Raw genomic sequence first — 24,349 nt, 5'->3', positions numbered from 1 at the left:
GCAGCCGCCCCCAAAGGCCGGGAAGGCGTCCAAAGCCGACAGGCCGGCGGGCAGGGCTGCCCGGAGGAGGACGGGGCGGAAGAGCGCCGTAACCGGCTCCGCCAAGGGCAGGGGGGCCGGGAAGGGCACGGGCCGCACCACCGGCGGGGTGCGGCCCATGCTCACCAGCCGTGCGGCGATCCTGGCCCTCGTGGTGTGCGTGATCGCACTGAGCCTGGCCTACCCGCTGCGCGAGTACGTCGCGCAGCGGGCGCAGATCGCCCAGCTCCAGGAGGACCGCGCGCGCATGGAGGAGAGCGTGCTCGACCTGCGCGAGCGCGAGCGGGAGCTCACCCAGGACGAATACGTCGAACGGGAGGCCCGCGCGCGGCTCCACTACCAGTACCCCGGCGAGACCGCCTACATCGTCATCCCGCCGGACTCCGAGGACGACGACGAGGCCGAGACCGGTCCCAGCGAGCCGTGGTTCACCACGCTGTGGCGCTCGGTCGAGGAGGCGGACAGCCCGCCGCCCGACGACGGGCTCTGACCCGCCCCGGGGCGCGTGGCGGGTCCCGGCCGGGGCCCGCCCCCCGCGGGCGGCAGGGGTGCGGGGGCGGCCCTATGCTGGGTTCGCCATGACTTCCGCTGATCAGCCCGTGCCCGGGCGCGCCGCCGGACCGGCGGGCGCCCCTCCCGAGGGGCACTCCGAGAACCCGGTCGCCGCACGCGACATCGCCGCCATCGAACTCCAGCTGGGCCGCACCCCGCGCGGGGTGCGCGGGGTCGCGCACCGCTGCCCGTGCGGGCTCCCCGACGTGGTGCGCACCGCGCCCCGCCTGGAGGACGGCACCCCCTTCCCGACGCTGTACTACCTGACGTGCCCGCGCGCGGCGTCGGCCATCGGCCGGATGGAGAACTCCGGCCGCATGCGCGAGATGCAGGACCGGCTCGCGACGGACCCGGGGCTCGCCGAGGCCTACACCAGGGCCCACGAGTCCTACATCGAGGAGCGGGCCGAGCAGGCGCGCCTGGACGGGGTCGAGCCGCTCCCCGAGGGGATGCAGAGCACCGGCGGCATGCCCACCCGGGTCAAGTGCCTGCACGCGCTGGTCGGCCATGAGCTCGCCGCGCCGGGAACCAACCCCTTCGGCGCCGAGGCGCTGGAGGAACTCCCGCAGTGGTGGGACAGGGGACCGTGCGTGTGCGTCGACGAGGACGCCCGAGAGGGCAGTGAGGGGAACGGGTCATGAGCGGTGTCGCGGCCATCGACTGCGGAACCAATTCCATCAGGATGCTGATCGCCGACGTGGTCCACATCGACGGCGACGAGGTCCAGGTGGTCGACGTCGACCGGCGCATGGAGATCGTGCGGCTGGGCGAGGGCGTCGACCGGACCGGCGAGTTCTCCCCCGAGGCGCTGGAGCGGACCTTCGAGGCGCTCCGCGGCTACGCCGAGGCCATCGAGGCGCACGGCATCGCCCTGGGGCCGGACGCGGTGCGCATGGTCGCCACCAGCGCGACCCGGGACGCGGCCAACCGCCAGGTGTTCATCGACGGGGTCCGCGAGATCCTCGGGGTGGAGCCCGAGGTGGTCACGGGCCTGGACGAGGCAGAGCTCTCGTTCGTGGGGGCCACGGCCGAGTTCGACGCCGAGGCGGCCGAGGGGGGAACAAGCGAGCCCGCCCCGCCGTTCCTGGTGGTGGACATCGGGGGCGGCTCCACCGAGTTCGTCCTGGGGACGGGCCCGGAGGAGGCCGAGAAGGGCGAGCTGGTCCGCGCGGCGCTGTCGGTGGACATCGGCTGCGTGCGCATGACCGAGCGGCACCTGCGCGACGACCCGCCCACGGCGGAGCAGATCGCGGCGGCCACCGCCGACATCGACGCGGCGCTCGACGAGGTCGAGCGGGTCGTGCCCCTGCGCGAGGCGGGATCGGTGGTGTGCGTCGCGGGAACCGCGACCACGGTCGCCGGTATCGCCCTGGACCTGCCCGCCTACGACCCGGAGCGGATCCACCACTCCCGAGTGGGGGCGGCGGACCTCGACCGCATCACCGGGGAGCTGCTCGCGGCGACCTCGGCGGAGCGTGCGGAGATCGGCGTCATGCACCCCGGCCGGGTGGACGTGATCGGCGCGGGCGCGCTCGTCCTGTCGCGGGTGCTCGCCCGCACGGGGGCGGACGCGTTCACGACGAGTGAGCACGACATCCTGGACGGTGTCGCCTGGAGCCTCGTGGTCCAGGCGTAGGCGTTCCGCAAGGGCCTTTCGGGACCCCCGAACAGGGTCCCCCGGGTGAGACGCATCACTGCGGAAGACCCTTGTGAATGCTTTCACAACCACTCTGACCTGCATAAACGCAAGGCATGCAGGTGGGCAAGTGGTCGGAAGGTGATCAGATGTGAACCTTCTCTGTCGGTAGGTGCTTGTGAAAGAATGCACAAGCACCACCCGAAAAGTACGGGTACCCACCACGACGGGGTGGTGCCCCGCTGGAACGCGAGAGCGGGCGACCGGAGACCGCGAGACCTTCGCGGCCCCGGACGGGCGCGACAGAAACCTTTAGGGCGGATATGCGATGACCGAGAGCAGGAACTACCGGCTGGTACACGGCGGAGGGGACGAAGCGGAGATCCCGCACATCCTCATCGTCGGCGGCGGTTACCTCGGGATGTACACCGCGAGGCGGCTGGAGAAGAAGCTCGGGGCGGGCGAGGCGCGGATCACCGTCATCGACCCCAACTCCTACATGACCTACCAGCCCTTCCTGCCCGAGACCGCGTCCGGCAACATCTCGCCGCGCCACGTCGTCGTCCCGCTGCGCAAGGTCTTCGACCGGGTCCGCGTCCTGGGCGGGCGCGTCGTGCGCATCGACCACGCCGACCGCCAGGTCCGCTACGAGCCCAACGTCGGCGAGCCCGAGACCATCGCCTACGACCACCTCGTGATGGCCGCGGGCGCCGTCTCGCGCACCCTGCCCATCCCCGGCCTGGCCGAGTGGGGCATCGGGATCAAGACCGTGGAGGAGGCCGCCTACCTCCGCAACCACGTCCTCAACCAGCTCACCATCGCCGACTCCACCGACGACGAGGCCACCCGGCGCAAGGCGCTCAACTTCGTCTTCGTCGGCGGCGGGTTCGCCGGCGCCGAGGCCATCGCCGAGCTGGAGGACATGGTCCGCGACGCGGTCCGCCTCCACCAGTCGATCGACCTCGACGACGTGCGGTTCTACCTCATCGAGGCGGCCGACAAGATCCTGCCCGAGGTCGGCCCCGAGGTCGGGAACAAGGCCCTCAACCAGCTGCGCCGCCGCGGCATCGACGTCCGGCTCAAGACCTTCCTGGAGTCGGCGGCCGACCAGCACATCAAGCTCAGCGACGGCACCGAGTTCGACGCGGGCACCCTCGTGTGGACCGCGGGCGTCAAGCCCAGCCCGGTCGTCGCCGCCAGCGACCTGCCCCTCGGGCCCAAGGGCCACGTGGACACGAGCGAGTTCCTCACCGTCAACGGCGTGGAGAACGCCTTCGCCGGCGGCGACAACGCCCAGGTCCCCGACGGGAACGGCGGCTACTACCCGCCCAACGCCCAGAACGCGGTCCGCCAGGCGCCGGTGCTCGCCGACAACGTGATCGCCTCGCTGCGCAACACCGAGCTCAAGGCCTACAAGCACAAGAACCTCGGCGCGGTCGCCGGACTGGGCCTGCACAAGGGCGCCGCCCAGCTGTTCGGCGTGATCAAGCTGAACGGCCGCCTCGCCTGGTACGCCCACCGGGCCTACCACCTGTTCGCGGTCCCGACCTTCAACCGCAAGATGCGCGTGCTGTCGGACTGGACGCTCGCCCTCTTCCTGCGCCGCGACTTCGCCGCGCTCCCGGAGATGGCCGAGCCCCGCCAGGCCTTCGAGGAGGCCAGCCGGCCGCAGATCGAGGACGGCCGACTCCGCCGGGTCAGCTGATCCGGCCCGGTCGCGCGACTCCCGCCCGCGCGGCCCAGCCCGAACACACGAAACGACCGGTTTCCCCAGGGGAGCCGGTCTTTTCGTGACCATAACCGGCCAAGCCAAAGCAAAGTGGGCAATCGACCCGGCCGGTATGATGGGTTCGCCCTCGTAGCCCAATGGAAGAGGCAGGCCCCCTAAAAGGGTCACAAGTGTCGGTTCGAGTCCGACCGGGGGTACCAGTGTTGCTTTTGGGGCTCTTGCTGTTTTGGGGCTCCGCTTCGCTTTGCCCCGTGTTCGGGCGCCTTGAGGCCGGTGTGCTTCGTCCTCGTCTGCGCCTGTCGCTCGTTCCTCGCTCGCGGCTTGACTCGTCCTGCAGCACCCCGGCGGCGCCCTCACGCACAACCCCCAGGGGCGGGGTCGGCTCTCAGGGACAACCCTGCTGTTTTGGGGCTCCGCTTCGCTTTGCCCCGTGTTCGGGCGCCTTGAGGCCGGTGTGCTTCGTCCTCGTCTGCGCCTGTCGCTCGTTCCTCGCTCGCGGCTTGACTCGTCCTGCAGCACCCCGGCGGCGCCCTCACGCACAACCCCCAGGGGCGGGGTCGGCTTGCACCGGCCACCCCCGGGCGGGCGTGGGGCTACGGGGCCTGCTGCTCCATGAGGAGCTGCAGCTGCGTGAACAGCCGTTCTCCCGGGTCGCCCAGGTCGATCCCGCTCACCGAGGCGGCCCTGCGCACCCGGTACCTCAGGGTGTTGGGGTGGATGTGCAGCCGCTCCGCCGCCGCCCGCGCGTCACCGAACGCCTCCAGGTAGGCCAGCAGCGAGTGCACCAGGTCGGCGCCGCCCGCACGGTCGTACTCGATCAACCGGCTCACCCTCGGGTCGCGCAGGGACGGATCCTCCCGCAACCGGGCCAGCGTCTCGCCGATCAGCACCCGCGAGCGCACGTCGGAGATGGTCGCCACCTCCCAGTCCAGGTGCCGCTCCAGGTCGCGGCCCATCGCGTCCAGCACGCGGTCGGCCTCGGCGCGCGAGTCCGGCACGTCCGCCAGCCGCTCCATCAGCGACCCCACCGCCCCCTGCACCCGCGCCCCCAGGGCCGCGCGCGCCGCCGCCACCGTCTTGCGCGTGAGGGCCAGCACCGACTGCTCCACCCCCCGCCAGCCCTCCCTGCCGCGCTCCAGGTCCGGCAGCAGCACGTACACCCGGCCGCCCAGCTCCGTCACCAGGGCGCTGCGGCGGTACGCGGCGGTGTGCACCGACACCAGGTCGATCATCCGGCGCCGGCGCAGCTCGCGGGCGGGCCGGTCGGGACGCTCCTCGCCGGCTCCGTCCGGAGCCTCCAGCAGCGAGAACGCCACCACCAGCGCGCCGCGGTCGGCGTGCACCTCCACCGTGTCGGCCAGGGCCCCCGCGTCGATCCTCCCCTCCAGCAGGCTCGACAGGAGGTCCTCGCGGAGCCGCAGCCCCGCACTGGCCTGGCTGCGCTGCCTGATCATCTGCAGCGCGGTGGTGCGGGCGGCCCCCAGCAGCGCCTCCTCGGCGTTCTCCGCCAGCGGGCTCGCGCCCTCCTGCACCCAGATCGCCCCGAGCGGCTGCCGTCCGGCGTGGATGCCCACCGCCAGGCGGCGGCGGATGCCCAGGTCGGGGTGCTCCTCGATACGCACCACCTCCTCGCCGGCACGCAGCTTGGCGAACACGCCCCACTCGCGCAGCAGCGCCAGGTACGACTCCGGTCCGCGCCTGCCCAGCACCGACAGCCGCCGCAGCTCGTCCACCTCTGCGCCGCTGGAGTAGGCCAGCACCCGGCTGGCCGCGTCCTCGATGCTCACCAGGCCACCGGTCAGCTGGGCGATCGTCTGCGCCATCGAGAACAGGTCGCCGCTGGACTCGCCCAGGTCCTCGACGGCGGTCAGCCGGGCGTCGTCCACGATGCTCTGGCAGACCGCCTGCAACTGGTCCCACCGCACCTCCGCGCGGACCGCCAGCAGGGCGATCCCCGCCTCACGGGCCTCGCTCCGCAGCGCCTGGAGCTCATCGGTCGCGCCCGGCCTGGGCCGCCCCGCCCGGCCGCCCGACGACGGCGCCTCGTCCTGGGGATGCCCGCCGGTCTTGACGGCGACCGCCGTGGCGCCCTGCTCGGCCAGCGTCCGGACGAGCCGGCGCGCGGCCGCTCCGCGCGCGCCGATCAGCAGCACCAGGTCGCCCTCGCGGACCTCCGCGCGGTCCTCCGGATCGAGGATGACGACATTGTCCACCTGGACATCAAGACCCCCCGGCGCGGCCGCGACGTCCGCGACGGGGTCGCCCAGGGCCAGCAGCAGTCTGCGCAGGGGCACCCCGGTGGAACCCTCCCCGTCGTGGGCGGAGTGACCTGCGAAGACGCTCGTCCGCACTTCCGTCCGGCGCGGTTCGCCGTCAGAGGGGTGGAAGGGGCCCGGTGGTGGGGTGTCAGTGCTCATATGAGTCCCATTTTGTCCCAGTGAACAAATAAGGCGGGCAAAGAGTGGCCTGCCCCACAAGGTTCGCACGGTCTTGTTCTGAGAGCGTTGAGTCAGCTCAACCCTGCTCGTTTCAGGGACATTCTTAACTGGGGAGGTGCCCATGGACGCCGTGACCAACGTCCCGCTGCCGCAGAACGAACCCGTTCTGTCCTACGCGCCCGGCAGCGCCGAGCGCGAAGAGCTCGTCGCCAAGCTGGAGGAGCTCGGCAAGGAGAGCATCGACCTTCCGATGCGCATCAACGGCGAGAGCCGCATGGGCGGCGGAGAGCCCATCGACGTCGTGCAGCCGCACCGTCACGCCGCCGTCCTGGGCACCATGCGCAACGCGACCCACGACGACGCCCGCGCCGCCGTCGCCGCGGCCAAGGCCGCCGCCCCGGCGTGGCGCGCGATGTCCTTCGACGACCGCGCCGCCATCCTCCTGCGCGCCGCCGACCTGCTCGCCGGCCCCTGGCGCGCCACCATCAACGCCGCCACCATGCTCGGCCAGTCCAAGACCGCCCAGCAGGCGGAGATCGACGCGGCCTGCGAGCTCATCGACTTCTGGCGCTTCAACGTCTCCTACGCCCGCGAGCTGATCGCCCAGCAGCCCCTGAGCGTCCGCGGCGTGTGGAACCGCATGGAGCAGCGCCCGCTGGAGGGGTTCGTCTACGCGATCACCCCCTTCAACTTCACCGCCATCGCGGGCAACCTCCCCACCGCCCCGGCCCTGATGGGCAACGTGGTCGTGTGGAAGCCCTCCCCGACCCAGCAGTTCGCCGCCGAGCTGACCATGCGCCTCCTGGAGGAGGCCGGGATGCCCCCGGGCGTCATCAACATGGTCACCGGTGACGGCCTCGCCGTCTCCGACGTCGCCCTCAACGACCCCGAGCTCGCCGGTGTGCACTTCACGGGCTCGACCAAGACCTTCCAGCACCTGTGGAAGAGCGTCGGCGAGAACATCTCCTCCTACCGCAGCTACCCGCGCATCGTCGGCGAGACCGGCGGCAAGGACTTCATCGTCGCGCACTCCTCCGCCGACCCCGAGGTCCTGCGCACCGCGATCGTCCGCGGCGCCTTCGAGTACCAGGGCCAGAAGTGCTCGGCCGCCTCGCGCGCCTTCGTCGCCCGCTCCGTGTGGGAGCAGGTGCGCGACGACCTGGTCGCCGAGACCGAGGCCCTGACCATGGGCGACGTGACCGACCTGTCGAACTTCATCGGCGCCGTCATCGACCGCCGCTCCTTCGACAAGCTGGCCAAGGTCCTGAAGGACGCCGAGTCCGACCCGACCCTGGAGATCATCGCCGGCGGGACCGCCGACGACTCCGTCGGCTACTTCGTGCGCCCGACCATCATCGAGGGCACGGACCCGACCAACGACGTGTTCCGCACCGAGTACTTCGGCCCGGTCATCGCCGTCCACGTGTACGAGGACGACGAGTTCGACGACATCCTCAAGATCGTCGACGAGGGCTCCGCCTACGCCCTGACCGGCGCGGTCCTGGCCAAGGACCGCTCCGCGATCGCCAGGGCCACCGAGGCGCTGCGGTTCTCGGCGGGCAACTTCTACGTCAACGACCGGCCGACCGGCTCCATCGTGGGCCAGCAGCCGTTCGGCGGCGGACGCGCCTCCGGCACCAACGACAAGGCCGGTTCCGCGCAGAACCTGTCCCGCTGGTCCAGCCCGCGCGCCATCAAGGAGACGTTCGTCGCGCCGACGGTCTCCTCCTACCCCCACCAGGGGTAGCCACGGTTCCGCACCCCCTCCCGTCCTGAGGGGGTGCGGACCCCTCCAGCCCCCCGAGGAATCCACCGGCACCGCGGGGACACCCCCCGGCCGCTGCCCCGTCCGCGCGGGTCCACAGGCCCGCGCACGTCTTCTTCGAGGTCACCATGCTTCGTAAGCCCCTTCTGCTCGCCGCCAGGTCCGCGAAGGTCCGCACCGTCGTCGAGCGCACCCCCATGACCCGGGCCATGGTCCACAGGTTCGTGGCGGGCTCCACCATGGAGGAGGCCCTCCCCGCGATCGAGGACCTGACCAGGGACCGCTACGTCACCCTGGACTTCCTGGGGGAGGACACCGCCGACGCCGCGCAGGCCGCGGCGACGGTGACCGCCTACCGGGACCTGCTCGCCGCGCTCGGCGAGGCCGGTCTCGGGGACCGGGCCGAGGTGTCGGTCAAGCTCTCGGCCGTGGGCCAGTTCCTCGACAGGGACGGCGAGAAGATCGCCCTGGAGAACGCCCGCGAGATCGCCGAGGCGGCCAAGGCGATCGGCACCACGGTCACCTTCGACATGGAGGACCACACCACGGTCGACTCCACCCTGGGGATCCTGCGGGAGCTGCGCGAGGACTTCCCGTCCACTGGCGCGGTGCTCCAGGCCTACCTGCGCCGCACCGTCGCGGACTGCCGCGACCTGAGCGGCGCCGGTTCGCGCGTGCGCCTGTGCAAGGGCGCCTACGACGAGCCCGCCTCGGTCGCGTACCGCGACAAGGCCGAGGTCGACAAGGCGTACGTGCGCGCGCTGCGCGTCCTCATGGAGGGCGACGGCTACCCCATGGTCGCCTCGCACGACCCGCGCATGGTCGCCATCGCCGGCTCCCTGGCCGAGGCCAACGGCCGTTCGGCGGACGACTACGAGTACCAGATGCTCTACGGGATCCGCGACGCCGAGCAGGTTCGCCTCGCCGCCGAGGGCAAGAGGATGCGCGTCTACATGCCGTACGGCACCGAGTGGTACGGCTACTACATGCGGCGCCTGGCGGAGCGCCCGGCCAACGTGCTCTTCCTGGCACGCTCGCTGGTGACCCGCAACTAGCCCGGCGTTCGACCCCGGGCCCGTGGCCGGACGGCATCCCGGCCACGGGCCCGGGTGCTGTCCGGGCGACCCGGGCCCCGGGGCGACCACGTGCGCTGCCGGGGCTCCGACGATCGAACGCGGGGCCTGCGGACGGGTGTGCCGCACGGCCGCGCCCGGGGCCGCGGTCCCGCAGCGGCCGGTCCGCGAGGGGCCTCTTCCGCGCGATGCGGCACCGCCGTCGGCGGCCCGCCCCGTTTCCCAACGGTGACCTGTCCTGTGGAACCCCGTGTCGGCCCCGTACGTTACCTTGTGGGCAGCAATCCACGCGTGAAAGGCCATTACTAGACATGCGGATGCGGAGTTCCAACCCCGTCCTCAAGCGGGCACTTCAGCAGGCCCCGGCCGGGGCCCCCCACCAGGGGTACGGTCAGCAGGGCTACGGTCAGCCGGGGTACGGACAACCGTACCCGCAGCAGGGCTACGGCCAGCAGTACCCCCAGCAGGGCTACCCCCAGCAGGGGTACCCGGGCGGTCCCGTCCAGGGCGCCGGCGGCCAGCGGATGACCATCGACGACGTCGTCGTGCGCACCGGGATGACCCTCGGTGTCGTCGCGCTCTTCGCCGTCGTCAACTACTTCCTCTTCGACCCCTTCGCCCCGGGCCTCACCATGGGCCTGATGATCGTCGGCGCCCTCGGCGGCCTGGTGCTCGGGCTGGTCATCGCCTTCAAGCAGATCACCAACCCCGTCGCGATCCTCGCCTACGCGGCCCTGGAGGGTCTGCTCGTCGGCGGGCTCTCCGCGCTCCTGGCCTCGTCCCTGGAGGCGACGACCGGTGACGCGGGCGCGGGCGGCGCCCTCGTGACCCAGGCGGTCCTGGGCACGGTCGTCGTGTTCGCCGTGATGCTGGCGCTGTACAAGTTCCGCATCATCAAGGTGACCGACGGCTTCATGAAGGTCGTCATGTACGCCACCCTGGGCGCGGCCGCGCTCATGCTGGTGAACTTCGTGGCCAGCTTCTTCATCTCCGGCGGCATCGGCATCCGCGAGCCCAGCCCGCTGGGCCTGGTCGTCGGCCTCGTGTTCGTCGTCATCGCGGCCTGCACCCTCGCCCTGGAGTTCCGGGGCATCGAGGAGGGCCTGAACGCCGGGATCCCCGACAAGTTCGCCTGGCAGTTCGCCTTCGGCCTGACCGTCTCCCTGGTCTGGCTCTACATCGAGATCCTGCGCCTGCTCTGGATGATCAAGACGATCTTCGCCGAGTAGCGACCGTCGGCCGGCGGCCGACAGGTTTTCGTCGCGTGGCGAGGGGCCGCCACCCGGGTGTTCCGGGTGGCGGCCCCTTCGTCGTGTCGCGTGCGGTGTTCGGACGCGGGACCCGTGGTCAGGCGTTCTCGCCGCGCGGTGCGGGGATCGAACGGTTCCTGCGGCGGCGGTCGTGCTCCAGCACGATGGCCTGCGCGTACCACTGGGGGAGCTCGTACTCGTCCGCGAGCCAGTTGGACCTGTCCTGGCAGCGGAGCAGTCCCGGTCCCTTGTCGAGGGCGGCGAACCACTCGTGGAGTCCCCGGCCGGTGACGACCGGGATGCGTTCGATGAGCTTGGCGTGGACCTCCGGCGAGTGGGTTACCGACATAGGCACCTCCGGCAGCGCTGTGGTGTGTGGCACTTACCTGCGACCCTGCATCAGGAACACGTTCCGGACAAGCCCCGGTCGCCAGCTTTTACCTTGCCGGTGCGGGAACGTTTGCCCGGAGCCCAATGACAGACGATCGCGGATGTGCAGGTGCGTAATCGCCCGTGGTCCGGCGGAGGGGAAGTTCTTCGACGTCCATGGGTGAAGTGTCGCAAATGCCCACATATGCACGAAGGCCCCCTTTCTCCCCCGATGTGAGGAGGGGACGGGGGACCTCGGCGGGGCCGGCGCGGCCGGCCCCCGGGAAGGCCTAGCTGAGGCGCTCGAAGATCGCCGCCATGCCCTGGCCGCCGCCGACGCACATGGTCTCCAGGCCGAACGTCCTGTCGTGGAACTGGAGGCCGTTGATCAGCGTGCCGGTGATGCGGGCGCCGGTGCTGCCGAACGGGTGGCCGACCGCGATGCCGCCGCCGTTGACGTTGAGGGTGCCGTCGATGTCGATGCCCAGCTGGTCGGCGGAGGGCAGCACCTGCGCGGCGAAGGCCTCGTTGATCTCGACCAGGTCGATGTCGCCGATGGCCATGTTGGCACGGGCGAGGGCCTGCCGGGAGGCCTCGACCGGACCCAGGCCCATGATCTCCGGGCTCAGGCCGGTCACGCCGGTGGACACGATACGGGCCAGCGGGGTGATGCCCAGCTGCGCCGCCCTGGTGTCGCTCATGACGACCACGGCGGAGGCGCCGTCGTTGAGGGGGCAGGCGTTGCCCGCGGTGACGGTGCCGTCGGGGCGGAACACCGGCTTGAGGCCGGCGACCTTCTCGTAGGTGGTGCCGCGGCGGATGCCGTCGTCGGTGCTGACCACGCTGCCGTCGGGCAGGGTCACCGGGGTGATCTCGCGCTCCCAGAAGCCGTTGTCGAGGGACTTCTCGGCGAGGTTCTGCGAGCGCACCGCGAACTCGTCCTGGCGCTGCCGGGAGACGCCGGTGATCTGGGCGACGTTCTCGGCGGTCTGGCCCATCTCGATGTAGGCGTCGGGCAGCGCGCCCTCCTCGCGCGGGTCGGTCCAGGCCGCGGCGCCGCCCTCCTTGCGCTTCTCGGTGCGCGCCTTGGCGTCGGCGAAGAGCGGGTTCTCGTTCTGCGGGTTGTCGCTGCTGCCGTGGGCGAAGCGGCTGACGGTCTCGACGCCGGCGGAGACGAACACGTCGCCCTCGCCCGCCTTGATGGCGTGGTAGGCCATCCGGGTCGTCTGGAGCGAGGAGGAGCAGTAGCGCGTCACGGTGGTGCCGGGGACGGTGTCCAGGCCGAGCTGGACGGCCACGATGCGGGCCATGTTGAAGCCCTGCTCGCCGCCGGGCAGGCCGCAGCCGAGCATCAGGTCGTCGATGCCCGAGGGGTCGAGCTGGGGCACCTTGGCCAGGGCGGCGCCGATGATCTGGGCGGTCAGGTCGTCCGGGCGGATGTCCTTGAGCGAGCCCTTGAAGGCGCGGCCGATCGGGGAACGGGCTGTGGCGACGATGACTGCTTCGGGCATGGGCTTCGTCCCTATCGTTGAGGTGCTGCGTGCGGGCTGTGGGTCCGGACTCGGCGGTCGGCGCGCCGGGACAGGTCACAGCATGTCTTGTTACCGACCAGTAAACCCGTCCGGGGCCTCCGCCCGCCACCCGGGGTCGGCGTTCAGGAGGGCTCGCCCGAAGGCCGTCCGGCGTCCCCCGCCCCCAACTCCGCGGGGCGCTCCTCGCGGTCGCCGTTCGCCCGCAGCCGGAAGGGGCTCCGGATGAGCGCGGCCCAGCGCCCGCGCGTCCCCGGCGCCTGTCCGTCGACGTGGGACGCCGCGCGCGAGACCTCCGTGCCCGGGGTCTCGGCGGCGACCACGGCCGCCCGGTCCACCGGCAGGATGCCGCGTGTGCGACGGGCCTCCTCCAGTTCCGGGAGCAGCCCGAGGGCGGCGCAGGCGGAGGGGAGGACGGCGCATGCGGCCTGCGCGTACCCGCGAGCTGACGGATGAAATCGGTCGGGCCCGAACATCGATGAAGGGTCCGTCCGGAAGTCGTCGGAGAGGATGTCGCTCAGGGACACGGTGCGGCCGCCGACCTCGGTCACGGCGATCGTCTGCGCCGCGGCGAGCTGTCGCGAGGCGCGTCGGGCGATCGAGCGCAGCGGCCAGCCGATGGGGCGGACCGTGCCCAGGTCCGGGCAGGTCGCCACGACCACGGCGGTCCCTCGGCCGACCAGGGCCTGCACGGTCTCGCGCAGCCGGGCGACGGCGTCGTTGGGCCGGATGCGGCGGATGACGTCGTTGGCGCCGATGAAGACCACCGCTACGTCGTAGCGCGAACCCGGTTCCAGGGCCCGTGCGCGTTCGACCTGGGCGGACAGGTTCGCGGAGGTGGCGCCGGGGGAGGCCGTGCAGCGCAGGCGGACCGGGCGCTCCGACGCCGCCGCGATCCCGGAGGCGAGCAGGACGCCGGGGGTCTGGTCGGCCCTGGCGACCGCGAACCCGGCGGCGGTGGAGTCGCCCATCATCAGCATCCGGAGCGGCGTGCCCCCGCCCCCGCCGTAGACGCCGTTGACGACCGGCCGGTCCCACCGCGTCGTGCCGACCGCGCGGCGGGCCAGCCTCGCCTGGAGGTAGAGGAGGGCGACCGTGCCGCCCCCCACGAGTGTGAGCCCGCCGCCACCGAACGCGGTGGCAGCGGCGATCCGCCGTGCGCGTGCGGCTCGCAGCACAGGACGACCTCCGAGTCCTCGGACCCGCCTGCCCTGGGGCGAGCCGGTTACCTGCGAGGTTACCGGCGGGGAACCCCCGGGTCACGTACCCGGGCGGCACACCGTCCGAACCCCGGGGTGAGGGGGAACGGGCGTCCGGGCGACCCCGTCCGCGCACCGTGCGCACCGGCAGCCCCTCCGCGGCCTCGGCGGAGGGCCGCCCCCGGACGTGCGCGGGCACCGGGTCCGCGCCGTATTCCGCCCGCCGAACCCCCTGGTGGGAAACGTTAGAGTCGGGGTGAGACGGGCCGGACCGGCCCACGGCCCCGGACTCGCCGCCGGGGCGAGGACCAGGCGGGCCGAAGACCCGGTCGCCACGATGCCGAGGGAGCACAAGTGCGGGTACACGACTCACTGATCGACCTGGTGGGGGACACCCCTCTCGTCCGGTTGCGGAAGGTCACGGAGGGGCTCGCGCCGACGATCCTGGCCAAGGTCGAGTACTTCAACCCGGGGGGCTCGGTCAAGGACCGCATCGCGCTCCGCATGGTCGAGGCGGCGGAGAAGAGCGGGGACCTCCGGCCCGGCGGGACCATCGTCGAGCCCACCTCCGGCAACACCGGCATCGGCCTGGCGATCGTCGCGCAGGAGAAGGGCTACCGCTGCGTCTTCGTGTGCCCGGACAAGGTCGGGCCGGACAAGCTGTCCGTGCTCCGCGCCTACGGGGCCGAGGTCGTGGTGTGCCCCACCACGGTCGCCCCCGAGCACCCCGAGTCCTACTACTCGGTCTCGGACCGGCTGGCCGCCGAGATCCCCGGCGCCTGGAAGCCCAACCAGTACGAGAACCGGAACAACCCCGAGTCGCACTACCACGCGACCGGCCCCGAGATCTGGGACCAGACCGAGGGCCGGATCACCCACTTCGTCGCGGGCATCGGCACCGGCGGGACCATCAGCGGCACCGGCAAGTACCTCAAGGAGGTCTCCGGGGGCTCCGTGAAGATCGTCGGCGCCGACCCCGAGGGCTCGGTGTACTCCGGGGGCACGGGCCGCCCGTACCTGGTCGAGGGCGTGGGCGAGGACATCTGGCCCGGCACCTACGACACCTCCGTGTGCGACGAGATCGTGGCCGTCAGCGACAAGGACTCCTTCCTGATGACCCGCCGCCTCGCCCGTGAGGAGGCCCTCCTGGTGGGCGGCTCCTGCGGGCTGGCCGTCGAGGCCGCGCTGCGCGTGGCCAAGGACGCGGGCCCCGACGACGTCATCGTCGTGCTGCTCCCCGACGGCGGGCGCGGGTACCTCGGCAAGATCTTCAACGACGAGTGGATGTCCGACTACGGCTTCCTGACCGCCGAGACGGAGGAGGCCACGGCCGGCAACGTGCTCGGGGAGAAGGGCGGAGAGCTGCCCGACTTCGTGCACAGCCACCCGGACGAGACGGTGGGCACCGCGGTCGCGATCATGCGGGAGTACGGCGTCTCCCAGCTCCCCGTCATGAAGGAGGAGCCCCCGGTCATGGCCGCCGAGGTGGTCGGCTCCATCGCCGAGCGCGACCTCCTGGACGCGCTGTTCGACGGCCGGGCGCAGCTGGACGACGCGGTCGAGACGCACATGGGCAAGCCGCTCGCCACGGTCGGCACCGGTACGCCCGTCAGCGACTGCGTGCGCCTGCTGCGCGGCTCCGGCGCCCTGGTGGTGCTGCGCGACGGCAAGCCGGTGGGCATTCTCACCCGCCAGGACCTGCTCGCCCACCTGGCCGGCTAGCGGGCGGCGCCCGCCGCGCCCGCTCCGGCGGGCGGCCGAACGACCGCAGGGCCTCCGGGGCCCCCGGACGCGTCTTCCGCGACGCGTCCGGGGGCCCCGGTGCGTGAGTCCCGGGCATATCGACGCATACTCGGACACTGCTAATGTTCGCGGCAGTATTACTGGCAGGTAATAAATGGGAGCACGCGTGTCTCGGCTGTTGTCCTGGATCATCCGCTCCGTCTGGTCCTACGCCCGGAGCAGAGCCGAAATCCGCGCCGGCTCCGCGGCCGCCCGGAAGTTCGCGCGCTTCGGGACGGGCTCCGCGATCGCCTTCCCCACGGCCACCCTCTACGGCGAGCCCTGGATCGAGATCGGCGTGCACACCGTCCTGGGCGGCGACATGACCCTCGCCGCGGGGATGGGCCCGGACTACGACCTGGGCGAGGGCTCCGTCGTGCGGATCGGGTCGGGCTGCGCCATCGGCCGCGGCTCCCACATCGTCGCCCACAAGTCCGTGGACATCGGCGACCACGTGTACACGGGCCCCTACGTCTACATCACCGACCAGAACCACGCCTACGCCAACACCGAGATCCCCGTCGGCCTCCAGTGGCCCGTGGACGACCCCGTCAGCATCGGCGACGGCACCTGGATCGGCGCGAACGCGGTCATCCTCCCCGGGGTCCACCTGGGCCGCAACTCCGTCGTGGCGGCGGGCACGGTGGTCCGACCCGGCGCCTACCCCGACCACGCCGTCATCGCCGGCGTCCCCGGCAAGGTCGTGCGCACCTACGACGCCGAACTCGGGTGGGAGCCCCCGCTGCGCGAGACCGGGACCCCCACCCGGGTGCCCACCCCCGTCACCGGCCTGCCCCCGGAGATCCCGGTGGAGCCGCCGGCGCCGGGGTCCGCCACCCGCTTCCCGCCGGTCTGACCCCGGCCGGGCGGAACGCCCCGGCGAAGGGCCCCGTCCGGAGCGCTCCGGCCCAGCTGAACACGGGTTCCGGGGAGGCCGCGGGCACTATTGTGGCCCCATGAAGTTCGACGGGTTTGAAACACTGGCCATCCACGCGGGGCAGGAACCGGACGCCGGGACCGGCGCCGTGGTGGTGCCGATCTACCAGACCAGCACCTACGCCCAGGACGGCGTGGGCGGGCTGCGCCAGGGGTACGAGTACTCCCGCACCGGCAACCCCACGCGCGCCGCGCTGGAGGAGTGCCTGGCGGCGCTGGAGGCCGGTACGCGCGGCCTCGCGTTCGCCTCCGGGATGGCGGCGGAGGACACCCTGCTGCGCACGGTCCTGTCGCCGGGCGACCACATCGTCATCCCGGGCGACGCCTACGGCGGCACGTTCCGCCTCGTCTCCAAGGTGGTCGAGCGCTGGGGCGTGCGGTGGGACGCGGTCGACCAGTCCGACCCCGAGGCGGTGCGCGCGGCCGTCCGGCCCGAGACCAGGGTCGTCTGGACCGAGACGCCCACCAACCCCCTGCTGAACATCACCGACATCGAGGCGGTCGCGCAGATCGCCCACGACGCGGGCGCGCTGCACGTCGTCGACAACACCTTCGCCTCGCCCTACCTCCAGCAGCCGCTGACCCTGGGCGCGGACGTGGTCGTGCACTCCACCACCAAGTACCTGGGCGGGCACTCCGACGTGGTCGGGGGCGCCCTGGTCGTCTCCGACGCAGAGCTGGGCGAGCGGCTGGCCTTCCACCAGAACACCATGGGCGCCGTGCCGGGGCCCTTCGACTCCTGGCTGACCCTGCGCGGGGTCAAGACCCTGGGTGTGCGGATGGACAGGCACAGCGCCAACGCGGAGCAGGTCGTGGCGGTGCTGGAGGGCCACCCGGCGGTCCGCAGGGTCTACTACCCCGGGCTGGACGCCCACCCCGGGCACAAGGTGGCCGAGCGGCAGATGCGGGCCTTCGGCGGGATGGTCTCCTTCGCCCTGCGCGACGGGGAGAAGGCCGCGCTGGAGCTGTGCGAGCGGACCGAGGTCTTCACGCTGGGCGAGTCCCTGGGCGGGGTGGAGTCCCTGATCGAGCACCCCGGGCGGATGACGCACGCGTCCACCGCCGGCTCCCCGCTGGAGGTCCCGGCCGACCTGGTGCGGATCTCCGTGGGCATCGAGTCCGGCGCCGACCTGGTGGCGGACCTGCTCCAGGCCCTGGGGGACTAGACCGCCTTCTGCCGTGCTGGCCCTCCGGCGTCGCCGCCGGGCCCGTCACGGCGCCTCTCCGGGGCCGCGTCCCCGGTGCCGTGGCTTCTCTGCGGCGGGCTCTCCTGCGGGCCCGCCGCCGCGGCGCCCCGAGGGGCTGTCGACCGGTGTGCTCCCGCGCCGTGCGGCGGGTGCACCGTGCGGCCGGTCCCGGCCTCCCGGTTCAGACCGGGGTGGAGGCGCGGTCCTGGGGAGGGGCGGTCCCGGCGGGCTTCTCGTTGGTGAAGCGGAGCCCGACGACGAGGCGGCCGGTACGGGAGAGGGCGATGGGGTCGTCGCCCCGCAGGGAGCGGTAGGCGCCCCGGCTGTCCCGGCGGCGGATGCCGATGGAGACGGCGAGCAGGAAGCCCACGGCCAGGCCCAGAAGGACGACTCCGACGAGTGTGACGGCGATCGGGATCATGCTGGTCTCCTCAGGGGAAGTCTCTAGTGCTTCGTACGCCCCCGTACGGGGTGAGGGGGCGCGGGGTGGTGTCTCACGAGTGCTGTATCCGTTGTCGGTGGTGCTCGGGTGTGCGGCCCGGCGGGTTGCGGTCCGCCGTGCGCTGCTCTTTCGGGTGTCTCATCGGCGGCGACACCGTGTACTGGGGGTGGCCTTCACCTACGATAGGTTCAGCAGAACCGGATGGACCTGTTCGGTTGGTGTACCGATCACCTTGTTGGTACAAGCTAGGTTGTTGGTCTAGTACCCCAGCGAGGGCTGACTTATGCGGGCAGAAAGCAGATATCGACAGATCGCGCGGACTCTGAGGCGCGAGATCCAGGAGAGAAGCCTGCCGCTCGGCGGGCAGCTGCCCTCGGAGAAGCAGCTCGAGGAGCGCTTCGACGCCTCCCGCAACACGATCAGGCTGGCCCTGGGCATGCTGCGCAACCAGGGCCTGATCGTCAGCCGGCCCGGCAGGGGGCACTTCGTCCAGGACGTCGTCCCCGAGACCTTCTACGCCAACCGCACCAGGGACGGCTCCGCCGGACTCAACGAATCCGGCATGACGGGCCAGATGCTGGAGGAGCTCCAGCTCCTCAGCGCCACCCCCGACATCGCGAGCCGCCTGCGCGTGCCCGAGGGCGACATGACGGTCGTCCGCCGGATGTACCGGTTCTCCGGTGAGATCTCGGGCTCCGTCAGTTCCGCCCACTACCCCATGGACCTCGTCAACGGCACCCCGCTCATGCTGCCCGAGGACGTGGAGAGCGCCCTCGCCGTGCTCGCCGACCACGGCCACCGCCAGGTCGGCTTCGTGGACGAGCTCACGACCCGCATGCCCAGCCCCCACGAGGCCGGGCAGCTCGAACTCCCGCCCGGGGTACCGGTGCTGGAGGTCCACAGGACCGACCTCTCGGAGGAGAGGCCGATCCGCGTGGTGGAGACGGTCTACGCGGGGCACAGCATCCGCTACCAGTACGAACACGGCAACATGAACGCCTACCGCCGGGACTGAGCACACGCATGAGCACGTCGAGGAAGACCGAGGTCGCGGACCACCTGCGGGAGGCGCTGACCAGGGGCGACTACAAACCGGGAGAACGGCTGCCGGGGGAGGAGGAGCTCGCCGAGCAGCTCGACGTCTCCCGCGCCACCGCACGCCTGGGCATGCGCATCCTCCAGGACGAGGGCCGCATCGCCATCCAGGCGGGCCGCGGGGCCTTCGTCGCCGACCACCGGCCCATCGTCCACCTCGCCACCCCCATCACGGGCGGCAGCGACTCCGAACGCTTCGACGCCGGCTACCAGCCGCACCTGCGCGAGGCCGGATACGACCAGATCGACGAGAAGATCAAGGTCAGCCTCGACACCATGCGGCCCAAGGTGGCCAGGCGGCTCCGCCGCGGCGACGCGGGGGACGGCCCCCACGGGGGGCTGGTCGTCATCCGGGCCTCCGACCGGTTCGTCGAGGGCAGCCTGTGGCAGTCCCAGGTGACCCACTTCCCCTTCAGCATCGCGAACAACACCCCCCTCATGTCCCCCGACCGGCTGGAGCAGGGGGTGGCGGCGGTGCTCCAGGAGCTCGGCTACCGGGAGGACTGGAACTGGGACATCGTCGGCGCCCGGATGCCCTCCCAGGACGAGGCCGAGTCCTTCGGCCTGGGACCGGGGATCCCCCTGCTCGTCCAGGAACGCGTCGCCTACGACGGGGAGACCCCTCTGAGGTTCACCGAGACGGTCATGCCCGCCAACCGCCACCAGCTCCTCTACTCCGGGGGCCGGGCGCCCGAGGAACTCCTGCTGATGGCCTCGGACGTCAACATCTTCGAGCGCTGACCCGCGCGGCCGCGGCCCGGGCACGGCGGGACCGCGCGGCGCGGACCCCGCGAACGGGGCCCGCCGCCCGCGGGACGGCGCGGGTGGCACGACCTGCCCTCCGCACGGCCTGCCCTCCGCGCCCCGGACCGGCCGGGGCGCCGCACCCCTGCCCGGCGCCGCCGGTCCGTGCGCCCCCGGGCGCAGGATCAGCCCCGGCGCCCCAGGTAGCGGTCGACCACGAGGGGGCCCAGCCCCCCGGCGTCGGCGCGCACCACCCGGACGCCCCGGCGCCGCTCCACGCGCTCCAGGAACGCGCGCAGCCGCGGATCGTCCGCCAGGACGAAGAACGCCACCTCCGCCCCCTCCCGCAGCGCGGCGTCCAGCTCGGCCAGCGTCAGCTCCCCGGTGCGGGGATCCGGCGGCCAGGAGAACCGCGCGCCGCCGTCCTCGCCCAGGTGGGCGGTCGGCTCCCCGTCGGTCACCACCATCACCTGCGGGCGCAGGTCGCGGTGGCGCCGCAGGTGGCCGCGCGCCAGCCGCAGCGCGTGGTGCAGGTTCGTGCCCGGGACGCGGCTCCAGTCGTGGGCCGCCAGCTCCGCCGGGGTCATCTCCCGGGCCCTGTCCCCGAACCCGACCAGCCGCAGCCTGTCCCGGGGACGGCGGACCCGGACCAGCGCGTCCAGGGCCAGGGCCGTCCCGGTGGCGGCCCCGTGCAGCCCGCGGGTCGTCATCGAGTGCGACAGGTCCACCAGCAGGGCCACGGCGGCGGCCTCCGCCGGTTCGGTCTCCACCACCCGCACGTCCTGCGGGCGCAGGACCGCGGAGCGCTCCCCGGGCCGCGCCCGGCGCAGGACCGCCTCGCGCGCCGTGGCGACCGCGTCCAGCGCCAGGTCCCCGGCCTCGTCGCGGGGCAGGTGGCCGCCGGTCGCCTCGCCGCCCGGTCCGGCGCCGCCCCGGAGGCCGCCGCCGCGGACGCCGCGCCGGCGCCCCGCCGCCTCGATGTCGCGCAGGGCGAGTTCGCCCAGCCGACGGATCTCGCGCGGTCCCCAGTCCGGTGGCTCCGGCCGGGACCGGTCCCTCCCGGCGCCGTCCCCCGGCGCGGCCGGGTCCCCGGGCACCTGCGGGCGGGAGGAGCCGTCCCCCCACCCGCCGGCGGCGACGGCGGCCGGTCCGTCCGGGGCCGCGGGCCCGTCCTCCCCGTAGCTGATCCGCACCCCCTCCAGGGCCGGGGACTCCAGCGGCTCCGGCCCGGCGGCGGGGTCCGCGCCGCCGACCGGCCGCTCATGCGGGGCGGCGGTCCCCTCCGTCGGCCGGGGCTCCTCCTCCGGCCCGTCCAGGGGATCGGGTCCGCCGTCGTACTCCCGGTACCGGAACCTCACCCGTGCCGCCCCCCGATCCTCCCGGCCCACCGACCGGGCGCGTCGGCCACGACCCTACGCCCGGTGCGCGCTCCGGCGGCGCCGATCCCGGTGGACCCGCGGTCGCGCCGGGCCGCCCGGGGCGTGGTCCGCGGGTGCTCCCGGCCGGCCCGGGGCCTGCTGTCCGGGCGCGGTCGGCGCGGCGGGAGGCAGCCCGGCGGACGCGGGCCCGGAACGACCCGCGGGGCACGGCCTAGAACCGGTAGACCCCGCCGCCGGGCAGCACGTCCTTGGACAGGCGGCGCTCCAGGTACAGGCCCTCCAGCGCGAACTCCACCACCGCGGCGGCCAGGCCGGGCGTGGGCGGGCCGTCCTCCGACTCCGGGGCGGCGCCGGCGATCATCGCCGCGAGCCCCGGCACGGCGCCGACCCGGCGCAGCAGCTCGGCGGCGCCCACCAGGTCGCCGGACTCCACGGTGGCGCCGCCGGTGAACCGCTCGACGAGCGCGGACAGGTTCGTCCCGCCCAGCCGCTCCCGGAACGCCTCCGCCGTCGCCCGTCCCAGCAGCGCGTGCAGGACCTCCGGCTCCCGGCCCTCGGTCCCCAGCTCGAACTCGACCTTGCCCAGCAGCGGCTCCACCGCCGCCGCCAGGTCGCACACGCGCGCCACCGGGGCCTCCCCGCCCGTCAGGGCGGACCGGCGCAGCGCCGACGCCGCCGCCGTCTCGGCCGCCGCGACGGCGAAGCGCACGGACACCCCCGACCTGGCGTCCACCCGCTTGGAGGCGCGCACCAGCCGGGTGAACCGCGCCGCGGTCTCCCACACGTGGGCGGGCACCGCCGTGCCCTCCGGCAGCACCGCCTCCTGGCGCACCAGCGCCAGCTCGTCCTCCAGCGTGAGCGGGTAGTGGGTCCGCACCTGCGCGCCGAAGCGGTCCTTGAGCGGGGTGACGATCCGGCCCCGGCTCGTGTAGTCCTCGGGGTTGGCACTCGCGACCACCAGGAGGTCCAGGGGGAGCCGCAGGCTGTAGCCCCGCACCTGGAGGTCGCGCTCCTCCAGCACGTTGAACAGGGCCACCTGCGCGCGGGCGGGCAGGTCGGGGAGCTCGTTCACGCAGAACACGCCGCGGTTCGCGCGCGGCACGAGGCCGTAGTGGACGGTCTCCGGGTCGCCCAGGGAGCGCCCCTCGGCCAGCCGGGCCGGGTCCACGTCGCCCACGAGCTCGCCCACGCCCGTGTCGGGGGTGCCGAGCTTCTCCCCGTACCGCTCCCGCCGGTGCCGCCACACCACGGGCAGGCGGTCCCCCTCCTCCGCCGAGCGCCGCACGCACACCGGGCACACCGGCGCGTAGGGGTGGTCGTTCACCTGGCACCCGGCGACCGCCGGGGACCACTCGTCCAGCAGGCCCACCAGGGAGCGGATCAGCCGGGTCTTGCCCTGCCCCCGCTCGCCGAGCAGCACGAGGTCGTGCCCGGCCAGCAGGGCGCGCTCCACCTGCGGGAGCACCGTCGAGTCGAAGCCGAGCACCCCGGGGAAGCGAGGTCCGCCGGAGCCCATCAGGCGGAGCAGGTTCTCCCGCACCTCGGCGGAGACGGAACGGTGGACGTGGCCGTACTCGCGCAGCGCCGCGCGGGTCCGGGGGAGTTCGGGGGGTGCGCTCACCCACCGAACCTATCCGCAACCGGGGCGGGGTGACGGGAGTATCCCCCGCCCGGGGTTTCCGCGGCCCGGCTGGGGAAAGGGACCCCGATCAGAGCGTCCCCGTCCGGCGGCCCCGCCACCGGGGCCGGTGCCCGGCCCTGTTCACCGGAAGATCCCCCGGTGGCCGCCGGGATGGAAGAATGGGACGTGACGGTGGAGTCCTGCGAACGGCCCGGGCGGCCGGTGAAACCGGAGGTGGCGGCTGGTGGCACGGTTCGGCAATGCACTGACGACGGGGGCCGACCTCGTGAACGCGGCCGAGCGCGCCGTCCTCGGCGCTCTGGAGCAGGTCGACGGGGCGGCCGACCTGGTGTGCTTCTTCGTCTGCGGCGCCGACCCCGAGGAGGTCACCCTCGCGGGCAAGCGCGTCATGGCGCTGGCGGGGGGCGCGACCACCCTCGGGTGCAGTTCCACCGGGGTCATCGGCGGCGGACGCGGCGTCGAGGGGCAGGGCTCGGTGAGCGTGTGGTGCGCCGGTCTGCCCGGGGTGGAGATCACCCCGTTCCGCCTGGACACCGTGATCGAGGGCGACCACCTCGCGGTCGTCGGCATGCGCGAGCCCGGCCCCGACGACCGGGCCGCCATCCTGCTGACCAACCCCTACGAGTTCCCCACCCAGGCGTTCGTGCGCGAGTCCACGGTCGCGCTCAACGGGCTTCCCCTCGTCGGGGGCATGGCCGACGGCATGCGGGGGGAGGAGTCCGTCCGCCTGTTCTGCGAGGGCGACGTCGCGGAGCACGGGGCCATCGGCCTCCTGCTCGGCGGCGCCAACGTCCTCGGCACCGTCGTCAGCCAGGGCTGCCGCCCCGTCGGCCCGGCGATGACCGTCACCAAGTCCGAGGGCAACCTCATCCTCGAACTCGCGGGGGTCAACGCCTACGACAAGCTCGAGGAGCTCGTCGAGGAGCTCTCGGACGAGGACCGCGAACTCGCCGGACACGGTCTGCACCTCGGCATCGCCATGGACGAGTACGCCGACCACCACGGGCAGGGCGACTTCCTGATCCGCAGCGTGGTCGGGGCCGATCCCGAGCTCGGCGGGCTCACCGTCGGCGACATGGTGGACGTCGGCCAGACCGTCCGCTTCCAGGTCCGCGACGCGGGCACCGCGGACGAGGACCTCGCCCGGCGGCTCGCCGACTTCGGGGCGGAGCACGCCGTCGGCGCCGGACTGCTCTTCTCCTGCAACGGCCGCGGGGCCGCGCTCTTCCCCCACGCCGACCACGACGTCCTCGCCGTGCACCGCGTGCTGGGCGTCGAGGCCGTCGCCGGCTTCTTCGCGGCGGGGGAGATCGGGCCGGTCGGCGGCGTCAACCACGTGCACGGGTTCACCGCCTGCCTGCTCGCCTTCGCCTAGCGCGTCGGCCGCAGGGGTCCGCGGCCCCGTTCCTCCGCCGTGACCCCGTGTCCGTGGCGGGCCGGGGCGCCGGGACCGGCGGGGGCGGCCCTTCGCGCCGCACCGGCAGCGCCCTGGTCGGCCCACGGCCGTCCCCGGGCTGCGAGCCGGACTTTTACTGCCGTAACACCAACACCCGCCACAAGCTC

Annotated in this window: 20 protein-coding genes and 1 tRNA gene; 14 read left to right on the top strand and 7 right to left on the bottom strand. The window is 73.1% G+C overall.

Annotated elements, in window-relative coordinates:
* Positions 1 to 157: 157 nt before the first annotated feature.
* The 5 genes from OUQ99_RS26960 (at position 158) to OUQ99_RS26940 (ending at position 4,156) form a co-directional block, all read left to right on the top strand.
* Positions 158 to 529, top strand: coding sequence for an FtsB family cell division protein (locus tag OUQ99_RS26960; protein ID WP_267946580.1), 372 nt, complete (start codon positions 158 to 160; stop codon positions 527 to 529).
* Positions 530 to 617: 88 nt separating this feature from the next.
* A complete protein-coding gene (locus tag OUQ99_RS26955; RefSeq protein ID WP_267946579.1) occupies positions 618 to 1,232 on the top strand; it encodes a DUF501 domain-containing protein in 615 nt (204 codons plus the stop codon).
* Positions 1,229 to 2,227, top strand: coding sequence for a Ppx/GppA phosphatase family protein (locus tag OUQ99_RS26950; RefSeq protein ID WP_267946578.1), 999 nt, complete (start codon positions 1,229 to 1,231; stop codon positions 2,225 to 2,227). The genes OUQ99_RS26955 and OUQ99_RS26950 overlap by 4 nt, the downstream gene beginning before the upstream one ends.
* Before the next feature lie 328 nt (positions 2,228 to 2,555).
* Positions 2,556 to 3,932: an NAD(P)/FAD-dependent oxidoreductase gene (locus OUQ99_RS26945; protein WP_267946577.1), complete on the top strand. Its 1,377-nt coding sequence runs from the start codon at positions 2,556 to 2,558 to the stop codon at positions 3,930 to 3,932.
* A gap of 147 nt (positions 3,933 to 4,079) precedes the next feature.
* Positions 4,080 to 4,156: transfer RNA gene (locus tag OUQ99_RS26940), tRNA-Leu, on the top strand.
* 393 nt (positions 4,157 to 4,549) lie between these two features.
* Here OUQ99_RS26940 and OUQ99_RS26935 read toward each other — a convergent pair.
* Entirely contained in the window at positions 4,550 to 6,373 is a 1,824-nt protein-coding gene (locus OUQ99_RS26935) for a helix-turn-helix domain-containing protein (RefSeq protein WP_267946576.1), read from the bottom strand.
* A 142-nt stretch (positions 6,374 to 6,515) separates the two neighbouring features.
* Here OUQ99_RS26935 and pruA point away from each other — a divergent pair, with 142 nt between their 5' ends.
* From pruA to OUQ99_RS26920, 3 genes are all read left to right on the top strand, one after another.
* The gene (pruA, locus tag OUQ99_RS26930; RefSeq protein WP_267946575.1) at positions 6,516 to 8,141 is read left to right on the top strand and encodes an L-glutamate gamma-semialdehyde dehydrogenase; all 1,626 of its coding nucleotides are present in this window, start codon (positions 6,516 to 6,518) and stop codon (positions 8,139 to 8,141) included.
* A 146-nt stretch (positions 8,142 to 8,287) separates the two neighbouring features.
* Positions 8,288 to 9,214, top strand: a complete 927-nt coding sequence (locus OUQ99_RS26925) for a proline dehydrogenase family protein (RefSeq protein WP_267946574.1) — start codon at positions 8,288 to 8,290, stop codon at positions 9,212 to 9,214.
* A 329-nt stretch (positions 9,215 to 9,543) separates the two neighbouring features.
* Positions 9,544 to 10,461 (top strand): Bax inhibitor-1/YccA family protein, encoded by a 918-nt coding sequence (locus OUQ99_RS26920; protein ID WP_267946573.1) that lies wholly within the window; start codon positions 9,544 to 9,546, stop codon positions 10,459 to 10,461.
* A gap of 118 nt (positions 10,462 to 10,579) precedes the next feature.
* Here OUQ99_RS26920 and OUQ99_RS26915 read toward each other — a convergent pair whose 3' ends face one another.
* The 3 genes from OUQ99_RS26915 to OUQ99_RS26905 all read right to left on the bottom strand — a co-directional run bounded on the left by OUQ99_RS26915 (position 10,580) and on the right by OUQ99_RS26905 (position 13,558).
* The gene (locus OUQ99_RS26915) at positions 10,580 to 10,831 is read right to left on the bottom strand and encodes a DUF4287 domain-containing protein (RefSeq protein WP_267946572.1); all 252 of its coding nucleotides are present in this window, start codon (positions 10,829 to 10,831) and stop codon (positions 10,580 to 10,582) included.
* Positions 10,832 to 11,141: 310 nt separating this feature from the next.
* The gene (locus OUQ99_RS26910) at positions 11,142 to 12,362 is read right to left on the bottom strand and encodes an acetyl-CoA C-acetyltransferase (protein WP_267946571.1); all 1,221 of its coding nucleotides are present in this window, start codon (positions 12,360 to 12,362) and stop codon (positions 11,142 to 11,144) included.
* Between the two features lie 143 nt (positions 12,363 to 12,505).
* Positions 12,506 to 13,558: an SGNH/GDSL hydrolase family protein gene (locus OUQ99_RS26905; protein ID WP_267946570.1), complete on the bottom strand. Its 1,053-nt coding sequence runs from the start codon at positions 13,556 to 13,558 to the stop codon at positions 12,506 to 12,508.
* 375 nt (positions 13,559 to 13,933) lie between these two features.
* Here OUQ99_RS26905 and OUQ99_RS26900 point away from each other — a divergent pair, with 375 nt between their 5' ends.
* The 3 genes from OUQ99_RS26900 to OUQ99_RS26890 all read left to right on the top strand — a co-directional run bounded on the left by OUQ99_RS26900 (position 13,934) and on the right by OUQ99_RS26890 (position 17,463).
* Positions 13,934 to 15,301 (top strand): cystathionine beta-synthase, encoded by a 1,368-nt coding sequence (locus tag OUQ99_RS26900; protein WP_267946569.1) that lies wholly within the window; start codon positions 13,934 to 13,936, stop codon positions 15,299 to 15,301.
* A gap of 175 nt (positions 15,302 to 15,476) precedes the next feature.
* Positions 15,477 to 16,217 carry an acyltransferase gene (locus OUQ99_RS26895; RefSeq protein WP_267946568.1) on the top strand — a complete coding sequence of 247 codons (741 nt, stop codon included), beginning with the start codon at positions 15,477 to 15,479 and terminating at the stop codon, positions 16,215 to 16,217.
* Between the two features lie 100 nt (positions 16,218 to 16,317).
* The gene (locus OUQ99_RS26890; RefSeq protein WP_267946567.1) at positions 16,318 to 17,463 is read left to right on the top strand and encodes a cystathionine gamma-synthase; all 1,146 of its coding nucleotides are present in this window, start codon (positions 16,318 to 16,320) and stop codon (positions 17,461 to 17,463) included.
* Between the two features lie 202 nt (positions 17,464 to 17,665).
* Here OUQ99_RS26890 and OUQ99_RS26885 read toward each other — a convergent pair whose 3' ends face one another.
* The gene (locus OUQ99_RS26885; protein WP_267946566.1) at positions 17,666 to 17,905 is read right to left on the bottom strand and encodes a hypothetical protein; all 240 of its coding nucleotides are present in this window, start codon (positions 17,903 to 17,905) and stop codon (positions 17,666 to 17,668) included.
* Positions 17,906 to 18,209: 304 nt separating this feature from the next.
* On the opposite strand from OUQ99_RS26885, the gene OUQ99_RS26880 reads away from it, so the two are divergent.
* A complete protein-coding gene (locus tag OUQ99_RS26880) occupies positions 18,210 to 18,941 on the top strand; it encodes a GntR family transcriptional regulator (RefSeq protein ID WP_267946565.1) in 732 nt (243 codons plus the stop codon).
* Positions 18,942 to 18,949: 8 nt separating this feature from the next.
* Positions 18,950 to 19,762 carry a GntR family transcriptional regulator gene (locus OUQ99_RS26875; protein ID WP_267946564.1) on the top strand — a complete coding sequence of 271 codons (813 nt, stop codon included), beginning with the start codon at positions 18,950 to 18,952 and terminating at the stop codon, positions 19,760 to 19,762.
* A gap of 188 nt (positions 19,763 to 19,950) precedes the next feature.
* On the opposite strand, the gene OUQ99_RS26870 is transcribed toward OUQ99_RS26875, so the two are convergent.
* Together OUQ99_RS26870 and OUQ99_RS26865 are read right to left on the bottom strand one after the other, a co-directional pair.
* The gene (locus tag OUQ99_RS26870) at positions 19,951 to 21,123 is read right to left on the bottom strand and encodes a VWA domain-containing protein (protein ID WP_267946563.1); all 1,173 of its coding nucleotides are present in this window, start codon (positions 21,121 to 21,123) and stop codon (positions 19,951 to 19,953) included.
* Between the two features lie 232 nt (positions 21,124 to 21,355).
* On the bottom strand, positions 21,356 to 22,765 hold the full coding sequence (locus OUQ99_RS26865) for a sigma 54-interacting transcriptional regulator (protein ID WP_267946562.1): 1,410 nt from the start codon (positions 22,763 to 22,765) through the stop codon (positions 21,356 to 21,358).
* 244 nt (positions 22,766 to 23,009) lie between these two features.
* On the opposite strand from OUQ99_RS26865, the gene OUQ99_RS26860 reads away from it, so the two are divergent.
* Positions 23,010 to 24,161 carry an FIST signal transduction protein gene (locus OUQ99_RS26860; protein WP_267946561.1) on the top strand — a complete coding sequence of 384 codons (1,152 nt, stop codon included), beginning with the start codon at positions 23,010 to 23,012 and terminating at the stop codon, positions 24,159 to 24,161.
* Positions 24,162 to 24,349 lie beyond the last annotated feature (188 nt).

This window comes from Streptomonospora nanhaiensis, from assembly GCF_026642255.1.
GTDB lineage: Bacteria > Actinomycetota > Actinomycetes > Streptosporangiales > Streptosporangiaceae > Nocardiopsis > Nocardiopsis tropica.
Note: the sequence above shows the minus strand (reverse complement) of the source record. Positions and strands in the feature narration are given on the sequence as shown.